The 21725-nt window shown below is 41.9% G+C and carries 17 protein-coding genes and 1 tRNA gene; 11 read left to right on the plus strand and 7 right to left on the minus strand.

Going from position 1 to position 21725, the window contains the following annotated elements:
* Nucleotides 1-120: 120 nt before the first annotated feature.
* Nucleotides 121-2196, minus strand: coding sequence for a tetratricopeptide repeat-containing sensor histidine kinase (locus tag HMPREF1536_RS06020; protein ID WP_028727710.1), 2076 nt, complete (start codon nucleotides 2194-2196; stop codon nucleotides 121-123).
* A gap of 220 nt (nucleotides 2197-2416) precedes the next feature.
* Between HMPREF1536_RS06020 and rpsA the strand changes: the two genes are divergently transcribed.
* Nucleotides 2417-4213: a 30S ribosomal protein S1 gene (gene rpsA, locus HMPREF1536_RS06025; RefSeq protein WP_028727709.1), complete on the plus strand. Its 1797-nt coding sequence runs from the start codon at nucleotides 2417-2419 to the stop codon at nucleotides 4211-4213.
* Nucleotides 4214-4408: 195 nt separating this feature from the next.
* Nucleotides 4409-4798, plus strand: a complete 390-nt coding sequence (locus tag HMPREF1536_RS06030) for a response regulator (protein ID WP_028727708.1) — start codon at nucleotides 4409-4411, stop codon at nucleotides 4796-4798.
* 79 nt (nucleotides 4799-4877) lie between these two features.
* Here the strand turns inward: HMPREF1536_RS06030 and HMPREF1536_RS06035 are convergent, their stop codons facing one another.
* On the minus strand, nucleotides 4878-5150 hold the full coding sequence (locus HMPREF1536_RS06035; protein ID WP_028727707.1) for a hypothetical protein: 273 nt from the start codon (nucleotides 5148-5150) through the stop codon (nucleotides 4878-4880).
* Between the two features lie 469 nt (nucleotides 5151-5619).
* Between HMPREF1536_RS06035 and HMPREF1536_RS06040 the strand changes: the two genes are divergently transcribed.
* The 3 genes from HMPREF1536_RS06040 to HMPREF1536_RS06050 all read left to right on the plus strand — a co-directional run bounded on the left by HMPREF1536_RS06040 (nucleotide 5620) and on the right by HMPREF1536_RS06050 (nucleotide 7879).
* The gene (locus tag HMPREF1536_RS06040) at nucleotides 5620-6510 is read left to right on the plus strand and encodes a helix-turn-helix domain-containing protein (protein ID WP_028727706.1); all 891 of its coding nucleotides are present in this window, start codon (nucleotides 5620-5622) and stop codon (nucleotides 6508-6510) included.
* Nucleotides 6511-6539: 29 nt separating this feature from the next.
* Complete coding sequence (locus tag HMPREF1536_RS06045; RefSeq protein WP_028727705.1) at nucleotides 6540-6821, plus strand: HU family DNA-binding protein; 282 nt, start codon at nucleotides 6540-6542, stop codon at nucleotides 6819-6821.
* A 173-nt stretch (nucleotides 6822-6994) separates the two neighbouring features.
* Nucleotides 6995-7879 (plus strand): hypothetical protein, encoded by an 885-nt coding sequence (locus HMPREF1536_RS06050; protein ID WP_044192139.1) that lies wholly within the window; start codon nucleotides 6995-6997, stop codon nucleotides 7877-7879.
* A gap of 21 nt (nucleotides 7880-7900) precedes the next feature.
* Here HMPREF1536_RS06050 and HMPREF1536_RS06055 read toward each other — a convergent pair.
* From HMPREF1536_RS06055 to HMPREF1536_RS06065, 3 genes are all read right to left on the minus strand, one after another.
* Nucleotides 7901-7974: transfer RNA gene (locus HMPREF1536_RS06055), tRNA-Pro, on the minus strand.
* Nucleotides 7975-8010: 36 nt separating this feature from the next.
* Complete coding sequence (gene aroB, locus HMPREF1536_RS06060) at nucleotides 8011-9075, minus strand: 3-dehydroquinate synthase (protein WP_028727704.1); 1065 nt, start codon at nucleotides 9073-9075, stop codon at nucleotides 8011-8013.
* Between the two features lie 115 nt (nucleotides 9076-9190).
* On the minus strand, nucleotides 9191-9787 hold the full coding sequence (locus HMPREF1536_RS06065; RefSeq protein WP_028727703.1) for a DUF3267 domain-containing protein: 597 nt from the start codon (nucleotides 9785-9787) through the stop codon (nucleotides 9191-9193).
* A gap of 152 nt (nucleotides 9788-9939) precedes the next feature.
* Here HMPREF1536_RS06065 and HMPREF1536_RS06070 point away from each other — a divergent pair, with 152 nt between their 5' ends.
* Together HMPREF1536_RS06070 and HMPREF1536_RS06075 are read left to right on the plus strand one after the other, a co-directional pair.
* Entirely contained in the window at nucleotides 9940-11145 is a 1206-nt protein-coding gene (locus tag HMPREF1536_RS06070) for a sensor histidine kinase (protein WP_028727702.1), read from the plus strand.
* On the plus strand, nucleotides 11142-11840 hold the full coding sequence (locus tag HMPREF1536_RS06075; RefSeq protein ID WP_028727701.1) for a response regulator transcription factor: 699 nt from the start codon (nucleotides 11142-11144) through the stop codon (nucleotides 11838-11840). Before HMPREF1536_RS06070 ends, HMPREF1536_RS06075 begins: the two co-directional genes overlap by 4 nt.
* 787 nt (nucleotides 11841-12627) lie before the next feature.
* Here HMPREF1536_RS06075 and HMPREF1536_RS06080 read toward each other — a convergent pair.
* Nucleotides 12628-13218 carry an RNA polymerase sigma-70 factor gene (locus HMPREF1536_RS06080; RefSeq protein WP_028727700.1) on the minus strand — a complete coding sequence of 197 codons (591 nt, stop codon included), beginning with the start codon at nucleotides 13216-13218 and terminating at the stop codon, nucleotides 12628-12630.
* 123 nt (nucleotides 13219-13341) lie between these two features.
* On the opposite strand from HMPREF1536_RS06080, the gene HMPREF1536_RS06085 reads away from it, so the two are divergent.
* The 4 genes from HMPREF1536_RS06085 to HMPREF1536_RS06100 all read left to right on the plus strand — a co-directional run bounded on the left by HMPREF1536_RS06085 (nucleotide 13342) and on the right by HMPREF1536_RS06100 (nucleotide 21017).
* Nucleotides 13342-14361 carry a FecR family protein gene (locus HMPREF1536_RS06085; protein WP_028727699.1) on the plus strand — a complete coding sequence of 340 codons (1020 nt, stop codon included), beginning with the start codon at nucleotides 13342-13344 and terminating at the stop codon, nucleotides 14359-14361.
* 202 nt (nucleotides 14362-14563) lie between these two features.
* Nucleotides 14564-17902 (plus strand): TonB-dependent receptor, encoded by a 3339-nt coding sequence (locus tag HMPREF1536_RS06090; protein WP_225607977.1) that lies wholly within the window; start codon nucleotides 14564-14566, stop codon nucleotides 17900-17902.
* Nucleotides 17903-17914: 12 nt separating this feature from the next.
* The gene (locus HMPREF1536_RS06095; RefSeq protein ID WP_028727697.1) at nucleotides 17915-19426 is read left to right on the plus strand and encodes a RagB/SusD family nutrient uptake outer membrane protein; all 1512 of its coding nucleotides are present in this window, start codon (nucleotides 17915-17917) and stop codon (nucleotides 19424-19426) included.
* A gap of 34 nt (nucleotides 19427-19460) precedes the next feature.
* Nucleotides 19461-21017, plus strand: a complete 1557-nt coding sequence (locus HMPREF1536_RS06100) for a M81 family metallopeptidase (protein ID WP_028727696.1) — start codon at nucleotides 19461-19463, stop codon at nucleotides 21015-21017.
* 107 nt (nucleotides 21018-21124) lie between these two features.
* Here the strand turns inward: HMPREF1536_RS06100 and HMPREF1536_RS06105 are convergent, their stop codons facing one another.
* On the minus strand, nucleotides 21125-21688 hold the full coding sequence (locus HMPREF1536_RS06105) for an ORF6N domain-containing protein (RefSeq protein WP_028727695.1): 564 nt from the start codon (nucleotides 21686-21688) through the stop codon (nucleotides 21125-21127).
* Nucleotides 21689-21725 lie beyond the last annotated feature (37 nt).

The raw sequence follows: 21725 nt of genomic DNA on the forward strand, positions 1-21725 counted from the left end.
ATAATCTTACAGCGTTTGGCAAACTTACAAATAAATATTTATACCGGATAGGATATTTCAATTTATTTCTCTTCGGTCATTTTGATTTTCAAATCCTTTGCATACAGCTCATCATAACCGTCAGCAAGGGTGGGTAAAAATGAATCTGGCTCCCTGCACATAAGTAGAATCCACCCGGATAGTTCCCCCTAACGATTCGGCAATCGCCTGGCTAATAGGAAGTCCCAAACCGGTACCTTGTTTATATTCGTCTATTTTTTCAAAACGATTAAATATCAAGGCTACTTTATCAGCCGGTATTCCGCAACCGGTATCCGTCACGATCATATCGACCCTGCTTCTCTCTTGATCCAAACGGAATGAGAGATTTATTTCTCCCTTTTCCGTGAACTTTGCGGCATTGATCAGTAGATTTACCAATAACTGCTGCAAACGTAGCGGGTCAGTATTCAATTGCAGAGAAGGAACTTCCGGCGTAAAAGTCAGAGAAACCCCTTCGGCAACCCGATGGCGAATAGTTTCAATCGAATGCAGGCAGCAATCGACCAGGTTAACCGGACGGATAGAGAAGCTCAGGTTTCCGGTTTCCATTTGCGACAAACACAAGACATCATTCACCAGGTTCAATAATAATTCGGTATTATTACTGATGATAGAAGAGAATTCGTTTTTTTCTTCTTCCGTACAGGAAGGATCAGACAACAGGCTGGCAAAACCCACAATGGCATTCAACGGAGTACGCACCTCATGACTGATATTGGCTATAAACGTCGTTTTCGCCTGATTGGCTTCTTCTGCTTTATCTTTAGCGATACGCAAGTTCTTTTCAGACTCGAGCAACGCTTCTCTTTCTTTCAGTAATGCATCTTTCAACCGGCGGGTGCGGCGGAAAAACAGATACAGGATGTATAATATCAACAACAGAATAACGGATATCGACATAGACAAGATCAGTTGATGTTCTTTTATATTCACATTCATCTGACTGATTTCCAATTCCTTTTCGTGCATTTTCTTATCATTCAGATCATACAGGGTACGAAGCTGATTAATCTGCCGGGTAAAGGCTTCATTGTTGATTTTTGAAGTCTCCAGTATGACCTCTTTATATGCCTGGATCGCATTTTTCGTATCGCCTTCTTCCGATAGAATATCAGCTTTCAATTGCAGGCAATCCGGAGTCTTCCAGCTTTCCAGCAGTTTGTCGATATATTTATGTGCCGCAGCATAATTTCCGATCTCTTTATTATAACGGGCTTGTATATAAAGATAAGCGAATACGGCATAATCATTGCTGATAGTTTCTTTCCCTACATACGTTGCCGCACTATCAAGGGCCTGCCGTGACTTCACTAAATTCTCCCTTTTCAAATAAAGTTCCGCATAGAAAGAATGCATGATCCAGCGGTAACGCTCTACCGGATAGATAGTGCCGGTATCCTTATTTACTTTTTCCTGCCTGTCCAGCAATTTCTTATATTTAGCCAGCAGCATTTCTGCACTATCCAGCTTATTGATACGCAAAAGCGACTCCAGTTGATAAGAAACCAGGCGGATACTGAAGGTCAGATTCTCTCCAACCTCTTCCTGCTTATCCAGGGCTGCCTGAAAGACTACAACGGCATCACTGTCACGGCGTATGGCCTGGTAAATATGCCCCAGATTCTCCCCGCAACGTATTTGTCCGTATGTATGATCTCGGTTAGATGCCAGATTATAAAGACGAACGGCTTCATTCATCGCCAGTTCATAATTCTCCATCCATAAATGATCCAGACAAACATAACTGTATGCGTCAAACAAGCCATCCGAAAGTTCCCCTCTGCTTTTACCTATGGAATCGATATATTTAGCCCAATAAACAACACTGTCGGATTTATTGGCATCATAATAGTAACGGGCAAGATTTGCCGCCGCTGCATATACAGCCTGCACCGAGTCGACCCTGTTTCCAATATCCAGTAACTGATGCAAATAATCCACTTCTTCCGGTTTCTGCCTGTAAAGGTCAGACAATTCTTTTAATGTTCCGATGGCAACATCCGGCGACGGATTGGCAGACAGAATGGTCTTCAGGCTATCTAAACGTGTTGTGCGGTTTGTTGCCGTACTCTTTATACATATAGATATGCAAAGTATACAAAAGAGACAGAGGAAGCTCTGTTTTAGCGGGTGGCGGATAAAAACTTTATACATGATATACCAGTGATAAGCCGCAAAGATAGCACTTTTTACCGAAACTCATTAATAATCAATACACCTTGTTCAAAAAAAGCAAAAAGGACAAAAGTTATTTTCCGAAGCAAAACGCTTGTCTATCAGAAAAAAAGCGTTACCTTTGCCCCGATTTTTGAGAGATGACAACATAATGTCTAACTTACTAATTAAAACAAACTTAAGTATTAACAATTAGAGAATGGAAAATTTAAAGAACATTCAGCCGGTTGAAGATTTCAACTGGGACTCCTATGAAATGGGAGAATCTTACGGTGACGTAAGCAAGGACGACCTTGTAAAAACGTATGACGAAACCCTGAACACTGTAAAGGATAAGGAAGTCGTTATGGGAACCGTTACTGCAATGAACAAACGTGAAGTTGTAGTGAACATCGGTTTCAAATCAGACGGTGTTGTATCAATGGCGGAATTCCGTTACAATCCGGATCTGAAAATTGGTGACGAAGTAGAAGTTTACATCGAAAACCAGGAAGACAAAAAAGGACAGTTGATCCTTTCTCACAAGAAAGCTCGCGCTACACGCTCTTGGGATCGTGTTAACGAAGCTCTTGAAAAAGACGAAATTATCAAAGGTTACATCAAATGTCGTACGAAGGGCGGTATGATCGTTGACGTATTCGGTATCGAAGCATTCTTACCGGGTTCTCAGATCGACGTTAAGCCTATCCGCGACTATGACGTATTCGTAGGTAAGACAATGGAATTCAAGATCGTTAAGATCAACCAGGAATTCAAGAACGTTGTTGTATCTCACAAGGCTCTTATCGAAGCAGAGCTTGAAGCACAGAAAAAAGACATTATCTCTAAACTGGAAAAAGGACAGGTTCTGGAAGGAACTGTTAAGAACATCACTTCTTACGGTGTATTCATCGACTTGGGTGGCGTAGACGGTTTGATCCACATCACAGATCTTTCTTGGGGCCGTGTTTCTCATCCGGAAGAAATCGTTCAGCTTGATCAGAAGATCAATGTTGTTATCCTTGATTTCGACGACGAAAAGAAACGTATCGCTCTTGGCTTGAAACAATTGACTCCGCATCCTTGGGATGCTTTGGATACTAACCTGAAAGTTGGTGACAAAGTAAAAGGTAAAGTGGTTGTTATGGCTGACTACGGTGCATTCATCGAAATCGCTCCGGGCGTAGAAGGTTTGATCCACGTATCAGAAATGAGCTGGACTCAGCACCTGCGTTCTGCTCAGGACTTCATGAAGGTTGGTGACGAAATCGAAGCAGTAATCCTGACTTTGGATCGTGACGAACGTAAGATGTCTCTGGGTATCAAACAGCTGAAAGCTGACCCATGGGAAGATATCGAATCTCGTTTCCCGGTTGGTTCACGCCACACAGCAAAAGTTCGTAACTTCACTAACTTCGGTGTATTCGTAGAAATCGAAGAAGGCGTAGACGGCTTGATCCACATCTCTGACCTTTCTTGGACTAAGAAGATCAAACACCCGAGTGAATTCACTCAGATCGGTGCGGAAATCGAAGTTCAGGTTCTGGAAATCGACAAAGAAAACCGTCGTTTGAGCTTAGGGCACAAACAGCTGGAAGAAAATCCTTGGGATGTATTTGAAACTATCTTCACAGTAGGTTCAATCCACGAAGGAACAATCATCGAAGTACTTGACAAGGGTGCTGTAGTTTCTCTGCCTTACGGTGTAGAAGGTTTCGCAACTCCGAAACACCTGGTAAAAGAAGACGGTTCTCAGGCTGTAGTTGACGAAAAACTTCAGTTCAAGGTAATCGAATTCAACAAAGAAGCAAAACGTATCATCCTTTCTCACAGCCGTATTTTCGAAGACGAACAGAAGGGTGCAAAGAAAGATGCTCCTGCAGGTGACAAAAAGCCGGCTGCAAGACGCAACAAAAACGAAGAAGCTTCTGCAATGGTAACCGGTCCGGTAGAAAAAACTACACTGGGTGACATTGAAGAACTGGCTGCTTTGAAAGAAAAACTTTCTGGAAAATAATCAGTTACACTGATATAAGACAAAAAGGAGTCGCTTATAAAAGCAGCTCCTTTTTTTATGTTCTTATCCCGTTATATCCCCCCTTCTGACACTTTCCCCTACATTTGTTGATATTCATGAAGATTTAAGCCTTATAAGCTTGCGTATCTTAAATTAAATGCTGAAATTTGTTGATGTTAATCCAATATTAAGATCATGGATGAAAATATAGCAAACAAAAGCATTACAATTCTCATCGCAGAAGATGAAGAAAGTAACTTCTTATTACTGAAAACAATCCTGAAAAGACACTGCAATATTTTGCATGCTAAAACAGGAAAGGAACTGTTGGAAATTTATAAAGAGCAACATGCCGACCTGATACTTATGGACATCAAGATGCCTGAAATGAACGGTATAGATGCCCTGAAAGAAATCCGCAAATTCGATGCGGAAATCCCGGTTATCATGCAATCGGCCTATGCTTTTGAGAATGATATGGAATCGGCACGCCAGGCCGGAAGCAACGGATTCATCACGAAACCGATCAACATCAAGGAGCTAAAAGCAACATTATCCAGCTTTCTGCCCGAGTTGACCTGGTAGTTCAAATAAGATAAAGATAAAATAAAAAGGAGATGCTTTCTACAAGTATCTCCTTTCTATTTTTGTATTGCAGCCTTAGTTACTCATTGGCAGCTTCTGCTTTCGCACATTCTGCCTCTTGTTCTTTTGCACCGTAATAAGCACAATCTTCCTGAATTCCTAAAAGCTGATTCATTTGATGTCTTTTTTCTAAATCGGTAAAATAGACTTCTACCACTTTATAAATATCAAAACCTCCTGTCGAACCTGCGGCAAGATTTAGTGACTCTACCATTTTTTTTGCTGCATTATGAATTTCAGCTTTTTCGATGAGGTGTAACTCATTACTGTGAATTAATTGATTCTTTCCCATGATGTTTGACTTTAAAGTTATACTTGCTTTTTTATTAATAACCACTGAGCAGACAAGTTTGTTATGCTTGCTGATTCTTTACAGCTTTAAATATACAAACATCTTCTTATTATTGCACAATTTCATACCTTTAATTTCAAACTTTCGTCAAAATTATTCCAAACAGCATACTTCTTCTATACTTTTCCGTTTTGAATAAGGAGCAGGTTCTGCATATCCAATACGCAGTAGAATAGTAACCATATATAAGAAAACGGTAACATTCAAAAGATACAACAACAATTTTTAATATGAGAATAATGAACAAATATCTTCGAAATAAGGTTTATATGGTTCACTAGTGAATAGTCTGTAACAAAAAATGTCAAGAAACGTACCATATTTCTTCATTGTCATACCATAATTCCACAACCCTGAATATCATAAAGAACGATGTCTTAATTTTATACACGAATATAATTATAGGGTGATGTCTTTAGAAGAAAACAGATTATACGTAGGAAATAATGACACCGCGAATTTTATAAATAACGAATTAATATTCTATAAGGATGTCAAAGAAATTCCTATTCCCCCGTATCCTTCATACATAGAATACGGAATGGTAATACTTTGCACCGAAGGCAATGCCAGGATCAAAGTTCATACATATGAACACTTATTGGCAAAAAACGAGCTGATAATACTTCTTCCAGGTCAGCTTATCTCTTTAAATGAGATAAGTAAGGACTTTACTATAAGTGCTTTTTCCATTTCACTATCGTTATTCAATGATGTATTAAGTGGAATTTGCAGGTTTTCCCCTCATTTCTTCTTCTACATGCGAAGTCATTTCTATTATGAACTGACAGATAGCGAATCGATGAACTTCGGTAATTATTATAACATGGTATGCACAAAGGCCCAATCGCCTTCCAACCTGTATCCAAGAGAATCCGTCATTCATATATTACGAATTCTCTACTTGGACCTTTATAACAGTTACAAAATCGACTCATTGCCATATATACCGACAATGGATTCTCATAAAAAAGAATTGACAGATAAATTCTTTTCTCTTATCATGCAACATTACAAAGAGAACAGAGAGGTTTCCTTTTATGCTAAGATGTTATGTATAACTCCCAAGTATTTAACGACAATTGTCAAAGCGGTAAGCGGCAAGTCGGCCAAAGATTGGATATTAGAGTATATTATATTAGAGATCAAAGCTTTATTGAGAGACTCTTCATTAAACATACAGGAGATCGTACTTAAAACAAATTTTGCCAATCAGTCTTCTCTGGCGAGATTCTTCCGGAAACATACGGGCATGTCTCCCTCTGAATTCAGAAAAGGTAAATTGGATACAAACCTATAAACAAATTTCTAACTAAAAAAGAAAAAGCGATGAACAGAAGTCAACTAATTAACGAACTAGCAGCAAGAACAGAGGTTAACAAGAAAGATATTACAACAATACTCGATGCATTTACGGAGATGGTCGTTGAGCAGACAAAAGCCGGCGACCGTGTATTCATACCTGGCTTCGGGGCATTCAAACCTCGCTTACAGACAAGTCGTCCGGCACGAAATCCCAAGAATGGAGATGTCATTATGCTCACGCCTCGAACCATCGTCCATTTCAAATGTGCCTCTCAGCTGATCGAACAAATAAACGCTGCCGAGTAAAGAACTATCCTCCGGATAATTAAATCCAGCCACCAGGATAATGGAATTAATAGGGCTGGCTGATAGCTATCGGCCAGCCCTATCATTACTAAATCTTAACAAACACTTTCCCTACAAAGATTTATTAAATCCAGAACCTTTTTCATATATTTACGCAACTAAGATATACTACTATGATCAAAAGACTACTACTAATATATCTGCTATGGAGTTGCTTTACCATTTCAGTCAAAGCAACCGGGCAGGTTGGTGAAATAATTATTATCGGGCATGATACCCTCAGTATGCTTTCTTGCCCTATTGAAGCAGATTCATTGATAAGCGAAGAAGTACAAAAACAAATACGAACCTTCTTATCTGATGAACACTTCAGCACCGGATGTTACCGGAGATATATCGGATACTGGCAACTGGAAAACAACACATTATATCTCGAAAAGATAAGAGTTTACCCGGATAGACATGAAGGAGAACAAACCTTTCTAAAGATTGATAGTATTTTTGGAAGATATAAAGAAAAAGAGAGCCGCATCACAGCCTCTTGGTTCAGTGGCGAATTAAAAGTTGTCTCCGGAAAATGTGTTTCATATATACATGACGGATTTCTGCGCGATTATGAACATGAAAGAATATACAAAATAGAACAAGGGAAAGTCATCTCCCAGGCATTTTATGAAAACTCTTTGCAAAAGGCTCGTATTACTAAGGAAGAGGCCTTGCAATTCATTATACAACAGTTTAATAAAGATTTATTCCCGGAGCTTAAAGATATAAAAGTAGGATGTTTATTCAGCCTGATTCCGCAAAAGGACGGAAAAATAGACAGCCTGATTATTCATCATATAACCTTCGGAAAAGAAGATATCTCTTCCGAACGACAACAATTATTCATACAGGAGTTACGTTCCTGTTTCAACTTAATCCCCGAATGGGATGTAATCACCATTCATGGAAAAATCCAACCTACCCTTTCCCGTTGGTTTATACCTCTCTGGCGAGGTAAAGAATTTCGCGAAAAATATCGAAAAACAAAAAAAGGAACTAAGTTTACAACTTAATTCCTTTCTGCTCATTAACCGTCGGGATGACAGGATTTGAACCTGCGACCACACGCCCCCCAGACGCGTACTCTACCGGGCTGAGCTACATCCCGTTTTTCTTTTACGGCTGCAAAGGTAAGATTTTTCCGTTATACGCCAAAACTTTCTCGGTAAAAATCCAGAGACTCCAGTATTTTTTCTTTTGTAACCTGCTGATTTATCTGAACATCACCGATTTGCGAAAGCAAAGTGAAATTGATTATACCTGCCTCATTCTTCTTATCATGTGTCATCAGCTCATATAAAGTATCGTAATCCTTGCAATCGAACACAAATGCAGGATAATATTCCTTGATATAATAAACGACCTGGCTCAACTTATCCATCGGAAAACCGCAAAGTTTGTGAGACAGATACAATTCGCTCACGATACCGGCAGCAACGGCATGACCATGCAGCAACGGACGGTTCTTCTTAAACGAAAGGCTTTCGTAAGCATGCCCGATCGTATGACCGAAGTTCAGCGCCTTACGGATACCATGTTCTTTCGGGTCTTCCTCTACGATACGCTCTTTTACAGCTACCGACTGGGCTACCATCTTATTCAGGAAGGCATAATCCATCTTCTGGTCGAGATCGAACAACATAACAGTCGCATAGGTATCTATCGAACTGATCAGTGCATGTTTAATCATTTCCGCATAACCAGACAACAGGTTATCACGATCCAGCGTACGAAGGAACTCGCAATCGATAAATACACATTCGGGAGGATAGAAAGAACCGATCTCATTTTTCAGCCCATTGAAGTTGATGCCCGTTTTCCCTCCGACGGCAGCATCCACCGAAGCCATCAGCGTAGTAGGGATATTTACCGTTTTCAGTCCGCGCTTGAAAGTCGCACCGGCAAAGCCACCCATATCAGTCACCATACCACCTCCGAGGTTTACCAGCAAGGAGTTGCGGGAAGCCCCTTCGTTTGAAAGGCGCATCCAGATAGTAGATAAAGCTTCCAGCCCTTTATGCGTATCACCCGCATCTACGGTTATAACCGGAGCGCCCTTGATAGCCGGAACATCCTGAATCAAAGGATAACATTTCTCCTGAGTATTCGTATCTGTGAGAACAAACAATTTATCGTAATTCAGTGCAGCAAGGAACTCTTGCAAATCTGCTTTCAGATCCTTACTGATCACTACTTTTTGATCAGCCATATATTTTATTATTTTGCTTCTTAGGTTACAAAGGTATTATTTGTTATTCGATTATCAAAGAAGAAGGCAAGAGAGTTCTCTTGCCTTCTTTCATAAAAAAATGTATCTATGTGATTTAAATATCTTTTAGTATAGTTGCACTCAGCGATTCCTTTCCATCCACTATTTTATCATTGCCACTAAAAGAACGAAGCTTCCAATAGTAGTAGCAATCGGCACCGCTAGCCATAATACAAAATACACCGATAAAAAAACATACATCATTCCCTGTACAAAGACCATGTATAAAAGGCAGTAAACCTATCAGAACAAATGGAGCCAGCAGTGTCATACGGTAATATCTCAATGGTAACGGTTTTATAACCAGAAACCCCCATGACTTCCAGTCCGTATTCCAACGCAGCGCCTGGCAATCTTTTCCGGTAAACCAATACAGTAGACCATATTGAAGCAAGATATACACCACACAACAAAGAGCCATAATAATCGCACCTTTTATTGAAAGCGCCTGAAGCCTGGCAATGTTTCCCAGTTTATGTCCGGCATCATAACTCGAGCCATCTCCCCAGATATAGTTGAATAAAACAACTCCACCTATGACAAAAAAGAACAGAGCTACTAACATTGTTACATTTACCCGGGCAGCACTCACTTTTACCTCTACCCCTTCCGGATGAGTGTATTTTTCCAAATTCATTTCTTTTGTTTTCATATCGTATTATTTTCAGTTGATTTCTATACTGCAAAGATACGGGAGAGGATAGAAGCAAAAGGTTATCCAAACGTTATCTTTACGTTAATACATCAATTGAAGAATGTTGAAAAAACGGAAATGTTTATATTTGCCGGTACAATCAATAGATTATGGCAAAATCATACTACATTATAGTAACAGCCTTCGCGGCCATTATTGCTCTCTTCCTGACAGGACAATGGATCGGACGAAGCTACACCCTGACCAAAGAGCAATTGGCGCGTCAGATACACGAGTCTTTCTGCCATGCAACGGAACGGTACGAAGCTGACAAAACAACCGTTCTCCCAACTCTCTTCAGAGAAGAGCTCAACCAAAGGGATCTTGACAAACTTATATTCCGTATAGACACGGTATTGCTGGATAACCCGGCCACAGTACAGCGCAGCGATATCCGGTATTATCAGGATTACAAGCGCCTGTTCGACAAACGACTTACCTTTGTCTATCCGATCAATGACACACAAGGGATACAGGCATACATTCACAATCCCCGGGCCGGGTCAATAGGCAAACTGCTCTATTTTTTCTTCGGTACCACGATTGCACTGGCTGTTCTTATGATTTGTATCCGACGTCAAATCAATATTATCAAACGACAGGACGAGATCGCACACATACGGGAAGATTTTTCCTATGCCATGATCCACGACATGAAAACACCTCTCAGCTCAATCCTTATGGGAGCACGCATCCTCCGAAGCGGGAAGCTGGACAGTAAGCCGGAAAAGAAAGAAAAATACTTCGATATATTAGAAGAAGAGGCACAACACCTACTGGCGTTAACCAATAAGGTTCTGACCATTTCCAAACTGGAACATGGTGAACTTCTATTAGAAAAGTCCTGGATATTTATCCGGCCAATGGTAGAAGAGTTAACACAAATGTTTGCCGCAAAGACCACTAAAACCGTCACCTTCCAACTGAATATAGAAGCGGAAAAGATATTCGCTGATGAAGAATATCTGAAAGAGGCCGTCAGTAACCTGATAGATAACTCTATCAAATACTCCGGAGACCCGGTTGATATACAAATTATTTCCTGTATGTTCAACCAATTCACACAAATCAAGGTAAGAGACAACGGAGTCGGTATTTCTCTTGCTGCACAAAATCATATATTCGATAAATTCGAACGAGTCTCTGCCTACCGTAACAATACAGCAAAGGGTATCACCGGATTTGGCCTGGGACTTAACTATGTAATGAACGTCACCCGTTCGCATGGCGGCTATGTCAGTGTCGAAAGCAAAGAAGAAAAATATAGCGAATTTACAATCTCATTGCCAGTATCCACAGAAGAAACAACAATATGATCAGATTACTTTTAGTAGAAGACGATACCAACCTAAGTTATATCATTCAGGGGGGGCTGGAAGATATGATAGGTGATTATGCAGTTACTATCGCATACAATGGAAAAGAAGGATTGGAGACATACCGGCAAATAAAACCGGATGTGATCGTCGCCGATATAGAAATGCCGGTCATGGACGGTTATGAAATGGTTCGCCGTATTCGGATGACGGATCAGGAAACACCTATCATTTTCTCCTCAGCCCGTGTCTCTCCGAAAGATGTCGTAAAAGGATATGAATTAGGAGTAAACAATTACGTCAAAAAACCTTTCCTGCCAGAAGAACTGGATGCCCACATCCGGGCACTTCTCCGCATGAAGCTGGGAAATGCAGAAAGGGATAATTCACAGGCACTGACAGTAGGCTGTTATACATTGAATCTCGCCCAAGCTACTTTACGACATACATCAGGAAGTAGCCAGTTGCTGACTCCGCGCGAAACAGGAATTCTGGAATTATTATTCCGAAAACCGGAGGAAGTTGTACGTCGGGAAATCATTCTTGATAAGTTCTGGAATACGGAAGACGATTACTTTGCCTCCCGTAGCCTGGACGTATTCGTTACCAAACTCCGTAAACTACTGGCGCAGGACGAAAGCGTCACTATTAAAACGGTAAAAGGTATCGGACTGATGATTACGATATCCAGGTAAAATCAGGCAATATACCCTTCACCCTTCACCTTTCATGTGATAATACACTGATTACAACCCACTTAATAGCGAATATACAGGGTGAATGGTTTCGTAAAAAGGTGAAGGGTTGCTTTGACCCCTTCACCTTCCTATATATAAGCATCCATACGGCACCTTAAAAAGTATCTTTCCCCTTATTATCAATTACCACTAAAGCTACGGCCTACTAACTCTTTAGTTATTACTTATAAATCCGGACATCATCGTCGTTAAGCTTTGCGACCTACATCATTAAGCTTAACGAGCTCCGTTGTTAAGGTTACCCACCTAGATCGTTAAGCGAACGAGTGGTAATGTCCGGCTTAATCAACCCTGACCTTTTATTTACTGATCAATAGCATAAGCAATAAAAATAAGTAATCTAAAAGAGATAAAGGTGAAGTGTTTATACAAACCCTTCACCTTTTCCAACAACCCTTCACCTCAAAATGCAGGCTTTATATACTGATTTACATATAACTACATCCTTACAAGTGAAGGGTGAATGGTATGAATGCTATTTTTATCATGTAAAAGGAAAATGATAATACAGGTCATAAAACAGAGTCAGTTATTGACAGGTTCGAATGTTTCAGTTCTTGGCAGATATGAGTCTGTTTATAGTGTCGCAGTCGGACCCAAAGGGTTAATATTATTCGCCCCTTCCAGGGACGCTGCGTCACTAATTGGTTCAATATTTCCTAAATTGGCACATTATTTCTTCGTAATCGGCTTATTTAGGTGCGGTTTTTCTGGTTAGTAATAACTATACTATATTATCTCCAATTAAAATCAGTACTAACGGAAGATAATCCTTTAATTCGACGCGAAGACTTTTAAGGGCCTGCTGTATACGGTAATCGATTGTTTTGGAAGACATACCTAATGCTTCCGCTATTTCGTTATAGGTCTTACCGTCGATCCGGTTCATTACGAAAGCTTCCCGGTATGTTTCCGGAAGTTTTGCCAGCGCCTCTTCTATTTTTTGTGTCAACTCTTCCACAATATAAAAGTCAGGATCTTCAAACTGTGATTGCCAGTTGCCGGCAATGAATGAGTGAACCTGTTCATGCAAACGAAGTTTTTCTATATGATTGATACATTTATTCTTCACGGCACGGAAAAGATAACCGTTCAAGGAAGAATCGACCACAATTTCCTTTCTACGTTCCCATATCCCAACCATCATATCCTGTATAAGCTCTTCCGCATCATTCATCCCGACAAATTGTGTCGCATAGGCACACAACACAGGGTAATACCTTAAAAAGAAAGTATTAAAGGCCTTTTTGTTTCCCCGCTGAAGGGAATCAAAAAGTCTTTCATCTTCTGTGTTCTGATACATTTGTTTGGTCATGAGCCGACTTATTCTGATACGCATTTTGCATCTATAAAGCAAAATTAAAAAAAAAGGGCTTATTTCCCAATTCTGTTTAGGAACTTTCATTCCTGAACTGTCATATTAGAAAGAACAGAAAGAATGGAGCAGAAGAAAAATATAAATGAATTGGATTTATTTCGATATATGAATAACGAACTAAGCGGTCAGGAATATATCGAAGTAGAAGAATGGATCAATGCTTCGGAAGAGAACCGGAAGATTGCCAAAGATTATTATGAACTCTCTTTTGCCGTTACTTCCCTGCAGTTTATCAAACGCTCCGCTCCGCAAAAAGCACTGGAAAACGTCAATAAGCAGATAAAGGAAAAACAATTCCGGAAATTGTATCTCTTTGTCCAACGGGTTGCGGTAATTTTACTGTTGCCTTTGCTCACCCTTTCCGGTTTTCTCCTGTTACAGCCCCGGGAAAAGACCCCTGTTTTCTATCTGGAAGCGCGCATGACACCTGGGATGATCGGTTCAACCGTATTGCCCGACGGCACAAAAGTATGGCTTAACTCCTCCTCTTACCTTAGATACCCCAACCTTTTTTCCGGGCAGACCCGTGAAGTGACCCTTGACGGTGAAGCCTATTTCAAAGTAACAGAAAACACAAAAAAGCCTTTTATCGTTCATTCGGGAAATTCTTCCGTCAAAGTTTTAGGTACTGAATTCAATATGGATGCGTATAGCAGCAACGGTTTTATTGCGACAACCCTTGTCAACGGTTCCATTCAATTCAACTATCAAAACGAAGACGACACATCCGGTTCCGTAGTCATAGAACCGAATGAACAGATTTATTTCGATAAGAAAACCAGTCAGACCCAGGTATCTGAAGCGTATGTCCCAAAAGATATTGCCTGGAAAAACGGTCAGATCATTTTAAAAGAGACTCCCTTATCCGAAATCTTGTGGATACTGAGCAAACGGTTCAACGTGGAGTTTACAATAAAAGACCCCGCTTTTTATAAGCATTCTTTTACCGGTGTTTTCACCAACCAGCAGATCGAACGCGTATTGGAGCATTTCAAACGATCATCCGGTATACGTTATAAAATAAATCACGAGCTCGATCAGGATGGAGAAATCACCAAAAGTCAGATAGAATTATATTAACTATTGTCTAATCTTTAAATCAAAAACGATCATGAAAGCAAGAGATCCATAAACAAAAAACACACGAATAAATATTGGCGTATCTATTCGTGTGGAAAAAAAACGACGCTTGAGGCAACAAGCTTACATTTTTGTTTACCATTAAAAACACTGTAAATCTATGCGAAAAAGAAGTAATATCAAAACGAAAATACTCTTACGTATGAAAATAACTGCATTATTGCTAGTCGCCACCCTTACTATAGTAAACGCGGCAAATACGTATAGTCAGACAACCTCATTATCTGTCGAGGCTAAGAATCAAACCATACAAACGGTTTTGGACCATATTGAATCCCAGTCGGAATTCAAATTCTTCTACAATACGAAGCAAGTGAATACAAATAAACTGGTATCTATCCGTGCCAGCCAGAAAAATGTATTTGAAGTATTGGACGATCTATTCAGGAATACAGATATAAAATATGAAGTATTGGATAAGAATATTATCCTGACTTTAAAAAAGGAAACTGCATCAAACATAAGCCCGGCTATCAGCCAACAGGACAAAAATGTGAGCGGTGTGGTAGTAGATCAAAACGGCGAACCGGTCATCGGTGCCAATGTAATGGTGAAAGGGACAACGACCGGCTCTATCACGAGTATAAACGGCGACTTCGCTCTTAACAACATTCCTCAATCGGCTGTCCTGGTGGTCTCCTATATCGGTTATATAACCAGAGAAGTACCCGTCGGACAGCAACAGTCGCTGAGAATCGTCCTGAAGGAAGACCTGCAGACGTTGGACGAAGTGGTCGTTGTCGGTTACGGTACGATGAAAAAAAGCGATATCACGGGAGCTATCTCATCCGTGAGCGAGGAGAAAATCGCTCGCCAAGCTGTGGCCAATGTTTCTTCTGCATTGCAAGGCCTGGCTACCGGCGTATCCGTTACTTCCAGTTCCGGATCTCCGGGTTCCGCCGCCACGATCCGTATCAGAGGTGTCGGTACGGTAAACGATGCAGAACCATTGTTTGTCGTAGACGGGATGCCCGTGACGGATATAAACTACCTGAACACGTCAGACATACAGTCTATGGAAGTGCTTAAAGATGCTTCCGCTTCCGCTATTTACGGTTCCCGTGGCGCAAACGGCGTAATCCTTATCACTACGAAAAAAGGTGCCGTAGGAAAAACCACCGTCACGTTCGACGCGTATTGGTCAATGAACAAGATATTGAATAACATCGATTTGATGTCAGGTCAGGAATGGTACGACTATCAGGAACAGTTGAACGGCGTAAGAAGTGTTCCCATCGACTTGAGCCTTGTCAATCGTAACGTCTCCACCAACTGGATGGACGAGATCACGCATACAGCCTTTATGCACAACTACAGTGTCGGCATAAGCGGCGGTAAAGAGAATGACTATAAATTCAATCTGGGCTTGAATTATATCAATCAAGATGGAACGATCAAGAAATCCAATTATGAACGGTTCAGTGTCCGTCAAAGTACGGAAAAAACAGTGATCAAGGATCATTTGGTAGTAGGTACCAACGCGTCGATCGCAAGATCTACCGATGCGAGTATCAGCGAGCGCAACAGTAGCAATGTGTACGACGCCGACTATGGTGTCGTAAGTAACGCACTCCGCCTCGATCCGGTAACTCCTGCCCGAAATGCGGACGGTTCGTACGGTTACTCTCCTTATATTGACTACTATAACCCGTTAGCAAGCATCATGTACCGGGACAATGAACGGGAGAGACTTGCTTTCATCGGCAATATGTATGGTGAATGGCAGATTATAAAAGGATTGAAGTTCAAGAGTAGCTTCGGAGCGGAAATCAGAAGAGTCGACAATAAAACGTTCTCGCCTGTCTATCAGGTATCCTCTAGCCAGAGAAATCTGGAAAGTAGTTTATCGAAGTCGCAGACCAAAGGATACTACTATACATTTGAGAATACCCTTTCATATGAGAAGAAGTTTGCCAAGAAACACTCCATATCCGCTCTCGTGGGTTATACCAACGAATGGGGTAAGCGGGAAAGCCTGAGCGTAAACGCAAGAGATCTTATCGGTGAGTCGGATAACCTACACTATGTAGACGCTACGCTGGATAAGAACAAGACCACGGCAAGCAATAGCGCTACGGAATATGGTTTGATGTCTTATCTGGGCCGCGTACACTACGATTACGATAACAAATACCTCGTCACGGCCACTTTCCGTCGAGACGGTTCCTCTAAATTCTCTTCCAAGAACCGCTGGGGTAACTTCCCCTCGTTCGCTTTGGGTTGGAGAATGGATAACGAAAAGTTCTTCCAGAGTCTGAACGCCGATTGGGTTTCTTCCCTAAAACTTCGTGCGGGCTGGGGACGGATCGGGAATCAGAATATTACCGATTATGTGGATCGCAGTTTGCTGTCATTAAACGCGTCATACGGTGCTTTATTCGGAGCAAGGGAGAATGAAACCTTGTATCAGGGTATTGCTGTGGCAAGATTAGGCAATTCGGATATTAAATGGGAAACCACGGAATCCCTTAACATCGGTCTCGACGCGAGCTTCTTTAACAGCCGGATGGTTTTCAGCTTCGAGTATTATTACAAGACAACGAAGGATATGTTGCTCGCGGCTCCTATGCCTATCTATATGGGATATGCGAATAATACCTACACCAATATCGGTGAGGCAAACAACCGCGGTGTCGAGTTGAATCTCGAATGGAGAGACAAGACCGAAAGCGGCTTCGAATACAACGTGGGAATGAATATGTCGACCATCCGTAACCGGATGACGAAATTGAACGGTGGTACGCCTATTTCCGACGGGCCATTCCGAAACGGAACCATGTACCTCACCTACACGAATGAAGGTATGCCTATCGGCGCATTCTGGGGCTATAAGACAAACGGGCTTATCCAAACACAGGAGCAGCTGGATGCCGTTAAGCGGGCTGATTTCCAGCCTAATGCCGAATTGGGTGATGTATTGTTTGTGGACACGAACGGCGACAACAAGTTAAACTCGAGTGACAGATGCATGATCGGTAACCCTATTCCGGATATCATATACGGTATCACTGTAGGTATGGGGTGGAAAGGCTTCGACCTCAATTTGCAGTTCGGTGGAACGATCGGTAATGAGATCTTTAACGCGATGCGTTATTACACCTATTTCCCGAACGATATAACGAACAAGGATAGAGCGTTAATGAATTATTGGACGCCTACCAATACAAATACGGACATCCCTCGCCTGACGGCTACGGACGTAAACGATAATGACCGTTTCTCAGACATGTACGTGGAAAACGGCACTTATTTCCGATTGAGAAACGCCCAGCTGGGTTATACCCTACCCGCTTCTCTCACGCAGAAGATAAAACTTCAAAAGGTGCGTTTTTATGTAAGCGGTCAGAACCTGTTTACGATATCCGGTTACTCGGGTATGGATCCGGAAGTAGGTCAGTCGAGCTCTTTATCCAGAGGTATAGATTACGGTATCTATCCTCAGAACAGATCATTCACCGGTGGTTTTAATGTTACTTTTTAAATTTATAAGGTTATGTTTAAAAACAAATATATCATAGGAATCGCACTCGCGATATTAACAGGATTCAGCAGTTGCGCGGATTTGGATTTGGCCCCGTTAGGTAGCCCGGAGGCAGGAAAGCTAACAGAAGAACGGCAAGCATTCTTGCGTTTGACAGCTGTCTATTCAGGTATGAAAGACTTCCGTTACACCTGGTCGATGCAATGTTTCGGAGACGTATTGTCGAACGACGCAACTTATAGCGGTTCTTCGAACGATGCACAGACCTTCACGTTGATGGAGAATTTTCAGTATCAGGCAGATCATACCGAAATTTTGAACAAATACCGGTATTCTTACCAATGTATCAATAAAGCTAATTTATTTTTACAAGACATGGAAACGGCCGACGATGCCATTTTCTCGACGTACAATAAGGAACAAATGATTGGTGAGGCCAAGTTTATCCGCGCCTATACCTATTTCGAACTCGTGAAAACCTTTGGCGGTGTTCCTTGTTATACGGAAGTCCTGGATCTCGCCCATGAAAGGCTCGGACGTTCGACCGTCGAGGAAGTATATGCTGTTATCGAACAAGACTTGAAAGATGCGGTTAGTGCTTTGCCTAAGAAAAGTGAGATCGCGAACTACGATGCAAACTACGCAGGAAGAATCACCAAAGGTGCAGCCATTGCCATGCAAACACGTGTTTATCTTTATCAGAAAAAGTACGATGAGGTAAAAAAGGCATTCGAGAATTTCCAAAAGGAATGCGGTAGCGAATATAGCCTGGTGAGCCCGGAAGAATACGCTTGGCAATTCTCCTTGAAAGGGGAACACTGTTCCGCATCTATCCTGGAAATAAATATGTATACTTCCACAACTCAAAGCTCGTATAATGTAAATAACGGTAACCGTCACGTATTAATGTCCATGCCCCGAAATATGACGATCGGCTTTGGTTGCGCACAGCCTACCCAGGCCCTGGCTGACGCTTATGATGCCGAGGGGGATATCATACGAAAGAATACGACACTCCTCTCCACGAAAGAGGCTATAGAGATCGAGACTGCGGCTAAAGGCGAGGTGGCACCCGTTACGGACGACCGAACCGGCTGGTATAATCGCAAATTGTATCTTGCCCCCGGGGAGAGAGAAGAGAACAGAGGGAATAACCAACCGACAAACCTCAGGCTTATTCGCCTCGCAGAGGTATATTTGAACTATGCCGAGGCTTGTTATTCCAGTGGTGATATCGCTAATGCGCAAAAGTATCTGAACGAGGTGAGAAGTCATGTCAACCTGGCTCCTAAGAACAATACAGGAGATAAATTATTTGAAGACATCATGAACGAGCGTCATCTGGAGTTCGGATTGGAAGGTTTCCGGTTCTTTGATGTGGTACGAGTAGGATGGGGCGAGAAAGTCTTTAACGGAACCAAGAAGACAGAATTTGGAGCTAAGACTCCTTTCGCCGCCGGTGCGGAAGTATTGCCTATACCTCAAACCGAGATTGACATAAGTGGCGGTTTAATAAAGAATTAATAAAGAAACAACAACTTGTATAAATCATAACAGTATGAAAAGAAATCTATTATTGCTCGGAATCTGTCTTCTGGCCGTATCGTTCGTCGGAGAGGCCTTTGGACAGAAGAAAAAACCGCGTATCGGTATTGCCGGTATACAGATAGAAAACAGCGTGTTCGTCCCGAATAGGCAACCGCTCGTAGGACACCCCGTAAGAATGCCGGACTATATCAGTCCTGACTCCGCTATGGGACAGGCGGCCACTTGGTTTCCCACCCAAATCGGCTACGGCGGTGGAAGAGGCCCCGTGACAAAAGAGTCGTACGATGCGTTTGTGGAAAAATCACTGGAGATGATCAAGGCCAATATGCCATATGATGCTTTCTGGTTTTATAACCACGGAGCTTGTAGCGTGGAAGGCGTGGCCGATCCTGAAGGTGAATTTATGGAGAAGGTGCGTAGTTTGATCGGAAACGATGTCTTGGTTACTACCACGATGGATCTTCATGGAAATCCTTCTTGGTTGGTGGCTCTCAACTCCGACCTGATTACTACTTACCGCAAAGCTCCTCACGATGATTCCCGCGAATCGCACAGACGAGGGGTCGTCAATTTGTTGGAACGTCTTGAATCAGGGAAAGGACGTCCGGCCTACAAGGCATGGGTTGCTGTTCCTGTCTTGGTATCCGGTGAATGGTCGAGTACCCGCGTCGAGCCTGCAAAATCACTGTACGCATTGGTTCCCGAGGTTGAAGCCATGCCCGGAGTGATAGATGCGGGCATATGGATCGGTTATGTTTGGGGAGACAACCCGAGAAACCAGGGTGTCGTGATGGTTTACGGTGACGATGAAGAACAGGTGAAAGCCGGGGCGAAGAAACTCGCCCAAAAATTCTGGGATGTCCGTAAGCAATTCTCACTGGAAGCTCCGGGATATTCACTCGAAGAATGTATCGATTTGGCAGTAGCAAGTAAAAAGAAGCCTTTCTTTATCAGTGACATGGGAGATAACCCTGGCGGAGGAGGCTCAGGTGAAGTCACTTGGACTTTGGCGAGACTCTTGAAGCGTCCGGAATTCCAGAGCGATAAAGGAAAGAGCGTTCTTTATTGTTCCATCCCCGGAGAAGAGGTAGTTAAGCAGGCACGTAAGGTCGGCGTAGGCGGACACGTAGAAGGCATGGTAGGTGCTATGGTAGATAATTCCTACGAAGGCCCCGTGAAATTGTCGGGTACCGTGGTTTATGTCAGCCCGGAAGATGACAAGAATGCGGAATCCTGGAGACGCAAAAGGGATATCGCTATCGTAAAAACCGGAAGTATTTATGTGGTAGTAGGTACATCGTCTCCCACTCCGAACCTGGAAGGTTCAGGAATCGATCCGAAAGAAATGGATATCGTAATGGTAAAACAAGGTTACCTTGTAAACCAATGGTACAATATACAAGCGGATTGGGTGATGGCATTTACACGAGGCGGAGTGGATCAGGACTTCAAGAAGCTTCCATATAAAAATATCGTGAGACCGATGTTCCCGATCGATCCAGACATGGCTGATCCGGAATTGAACGTGATCATGGTTCCTTCTGCACAACACTTGTACGGTAGATAAAAATTACCGTTACTAAACATGGATCGCGGAATATCACGGATAAAGATAAAAATACAACTTCTAATCCGCATATTCCGCGTTGTCCGTGTTTCAATAAATAGATATTATTACTTTGATTTCACAAATCCGACCGGGTTGCGCGGCTTATCTGACAGCTTCTTTTGCACCTGCAACTCAGCCAGTGTTTTATTAATCAATTCCAGCTGTATCCGAGTATCCTCGTTGATGTCATTGTAGTCTGTGAACGTTTCTTCTATATATTCTTTCAAATCTTTTATTTCCTGCTTAAGTTCTATAACCATATCTGCCGGGGGATTCAATATCAACTGTCTAACCGTTATGAAAGCACGGATTATTTGTATATTTATCTCTATTGCTATGTCACTATTCAATACAGAAGAAAGTTGAGCAACGCCATGTTCAGTAAATGCAAAGGGCATATAACGGGTTCCACCTCTTTTTGAGGTGCTAAAATTGCACCTCAAACTCTCTAACTCCTCTTTTGTTAGTTCAAACATAAAATCAGAAGGAAATCTTTTGATGTTATTTTTAACAGCACGCTTCAAATACTTTGTTTCAGTTCCGTACATTTCAGCTAAATCAAAATCCAGCATCACCTTTTGACCTCTTATTTCATAGATCTTGCTTTGGATTAATTGTAATTCATTCATAGTTTTAATATTATATGATTAATCTTAATGCAGTAAA

Source organism: Parabacteroides gordonii MS-1 = DSM 23371 (assembly GCF_000969825.1).
Taxonomy (GTDB): domain Bacteria; phylum Bacteroidota; class Bacteroidia; order Bacteroidales; family Tannerellaceae; genus Parabacteroides; species Parabacteroides gordonii.

Coding starts and splice junctions, on each gene's coding strand:
- HMPREF1536_RS06045 (WP_028727705.1), top strand. CDS start 6,540: ATGAACAGAAGTCAACTAATTAACGAACTAGCAGCAAGAACAGAGGTT.
- HMPREF1536_RS06095 (WP_028727697.1), top strand. CDS start 17,915: ATGTTTAAAAACAAATATATCATAGGAATCGCACTCGCGATATTAACA.
- HMPREF1536_RS06075 (WP_028727701.1), top strand. CDS start 11,142: ATGATCAGATTACTTTTAGTAGAAGACGATACCAACCTAAGTTATATC.
- HMPREF1536_RS06050 (WP_044192139.1), top strand. CDS start 6,995: ATGATCAAAAGACTACTACTAATATATCTGCTATGGAGTTGCTTTACC.
- HMPREF1536_RS06085 (WP_028727699.1), top strand. CDS start 13,342: ATGGAGCAGAAGAAAAATATAAATGAATTGGATTTATTTCGATATATG.
- HMPREF1536_RS06030 (WP_028727708.1), top strand. CDS start 4,409: ATGGATGAAAATATAGCAAACAAAAGCATTACAATTCTCATCGCAGAA.
- aroB (WP_028727704.1), bottom strand. CDS start 9,075: ATGGCTGATCAAAAAGTAGTGATCAGTAAGGATCTGAAAGCAGATTTG.
- HMPREF1536_RS06035 (WP_028727707.1), bottom strand. CDS start 5,150: ATGGGAAAGAATCAATTAATTCACAGTAATGAGTTACACCTCATCGAA.
- HMPREF1536_RS06105 (WP_028727695.1), bottom strand. CDS start 21,688: ATGAATGAATTACAATTAATCCAAAGCAAGATCTATGAAATAAGAGGT.
- HMPREF1536_RS06080 (WP_028727700.1), bottom strand. CDS start 13,218: ATGACCAAACAAATGTATCAGAACACAGAAGATGAAAGACTTTTTGAT.
- HMPREF1536_RS06070 (WP_028727702.1), top strand. CDS start 9,940: ATGGCAAAATCATACTACATTATAGTAACAGCCTTCGCGGCCATTATT.
- HMPREF1536_RS06040 (WP_028727706.1), top strand. CDS start 5,620: ATGTCTTTAGAAGAAAACAGATTATACGTAGGAAATAATGACACCGCG.
- HMPREF1536_RS06090 (WP_225607977.1), top strand. CDS start 14,564: ATGAAAATAACTGCATTATTGCTAGTCGCCACCCTTACTATAGTAAAC.
- HMPREF1536_RS06100 (WP_028727696.1), top strand. CDS start 19,461: ATGAAAAGAAATCTATTATTGCTCGGAATCTGTCTTCTGGCCGTATCG.
- HMPREF1536_RS06020 (WP_028727710.1), bottom strand. CDS start 2,196: ATGTATAAAGTTTTTATCCGCCACCCGCTAAAACAGAGCTTCCTCTGT.
- HMPREF1536_RS06065 (WP_028727703.1), bottom strand. CDS start 9,787: ATGAAAACAAAAGAAATGAATTTGGAAAAATACACTCATCCGGAAGGG.
- rpsA (WP_028727709.1), top strand. CDS start 2,417: ATGGAAAATTTAAAGAACATTCAGCCGGTTGAAGATTTCAACTGGGAC.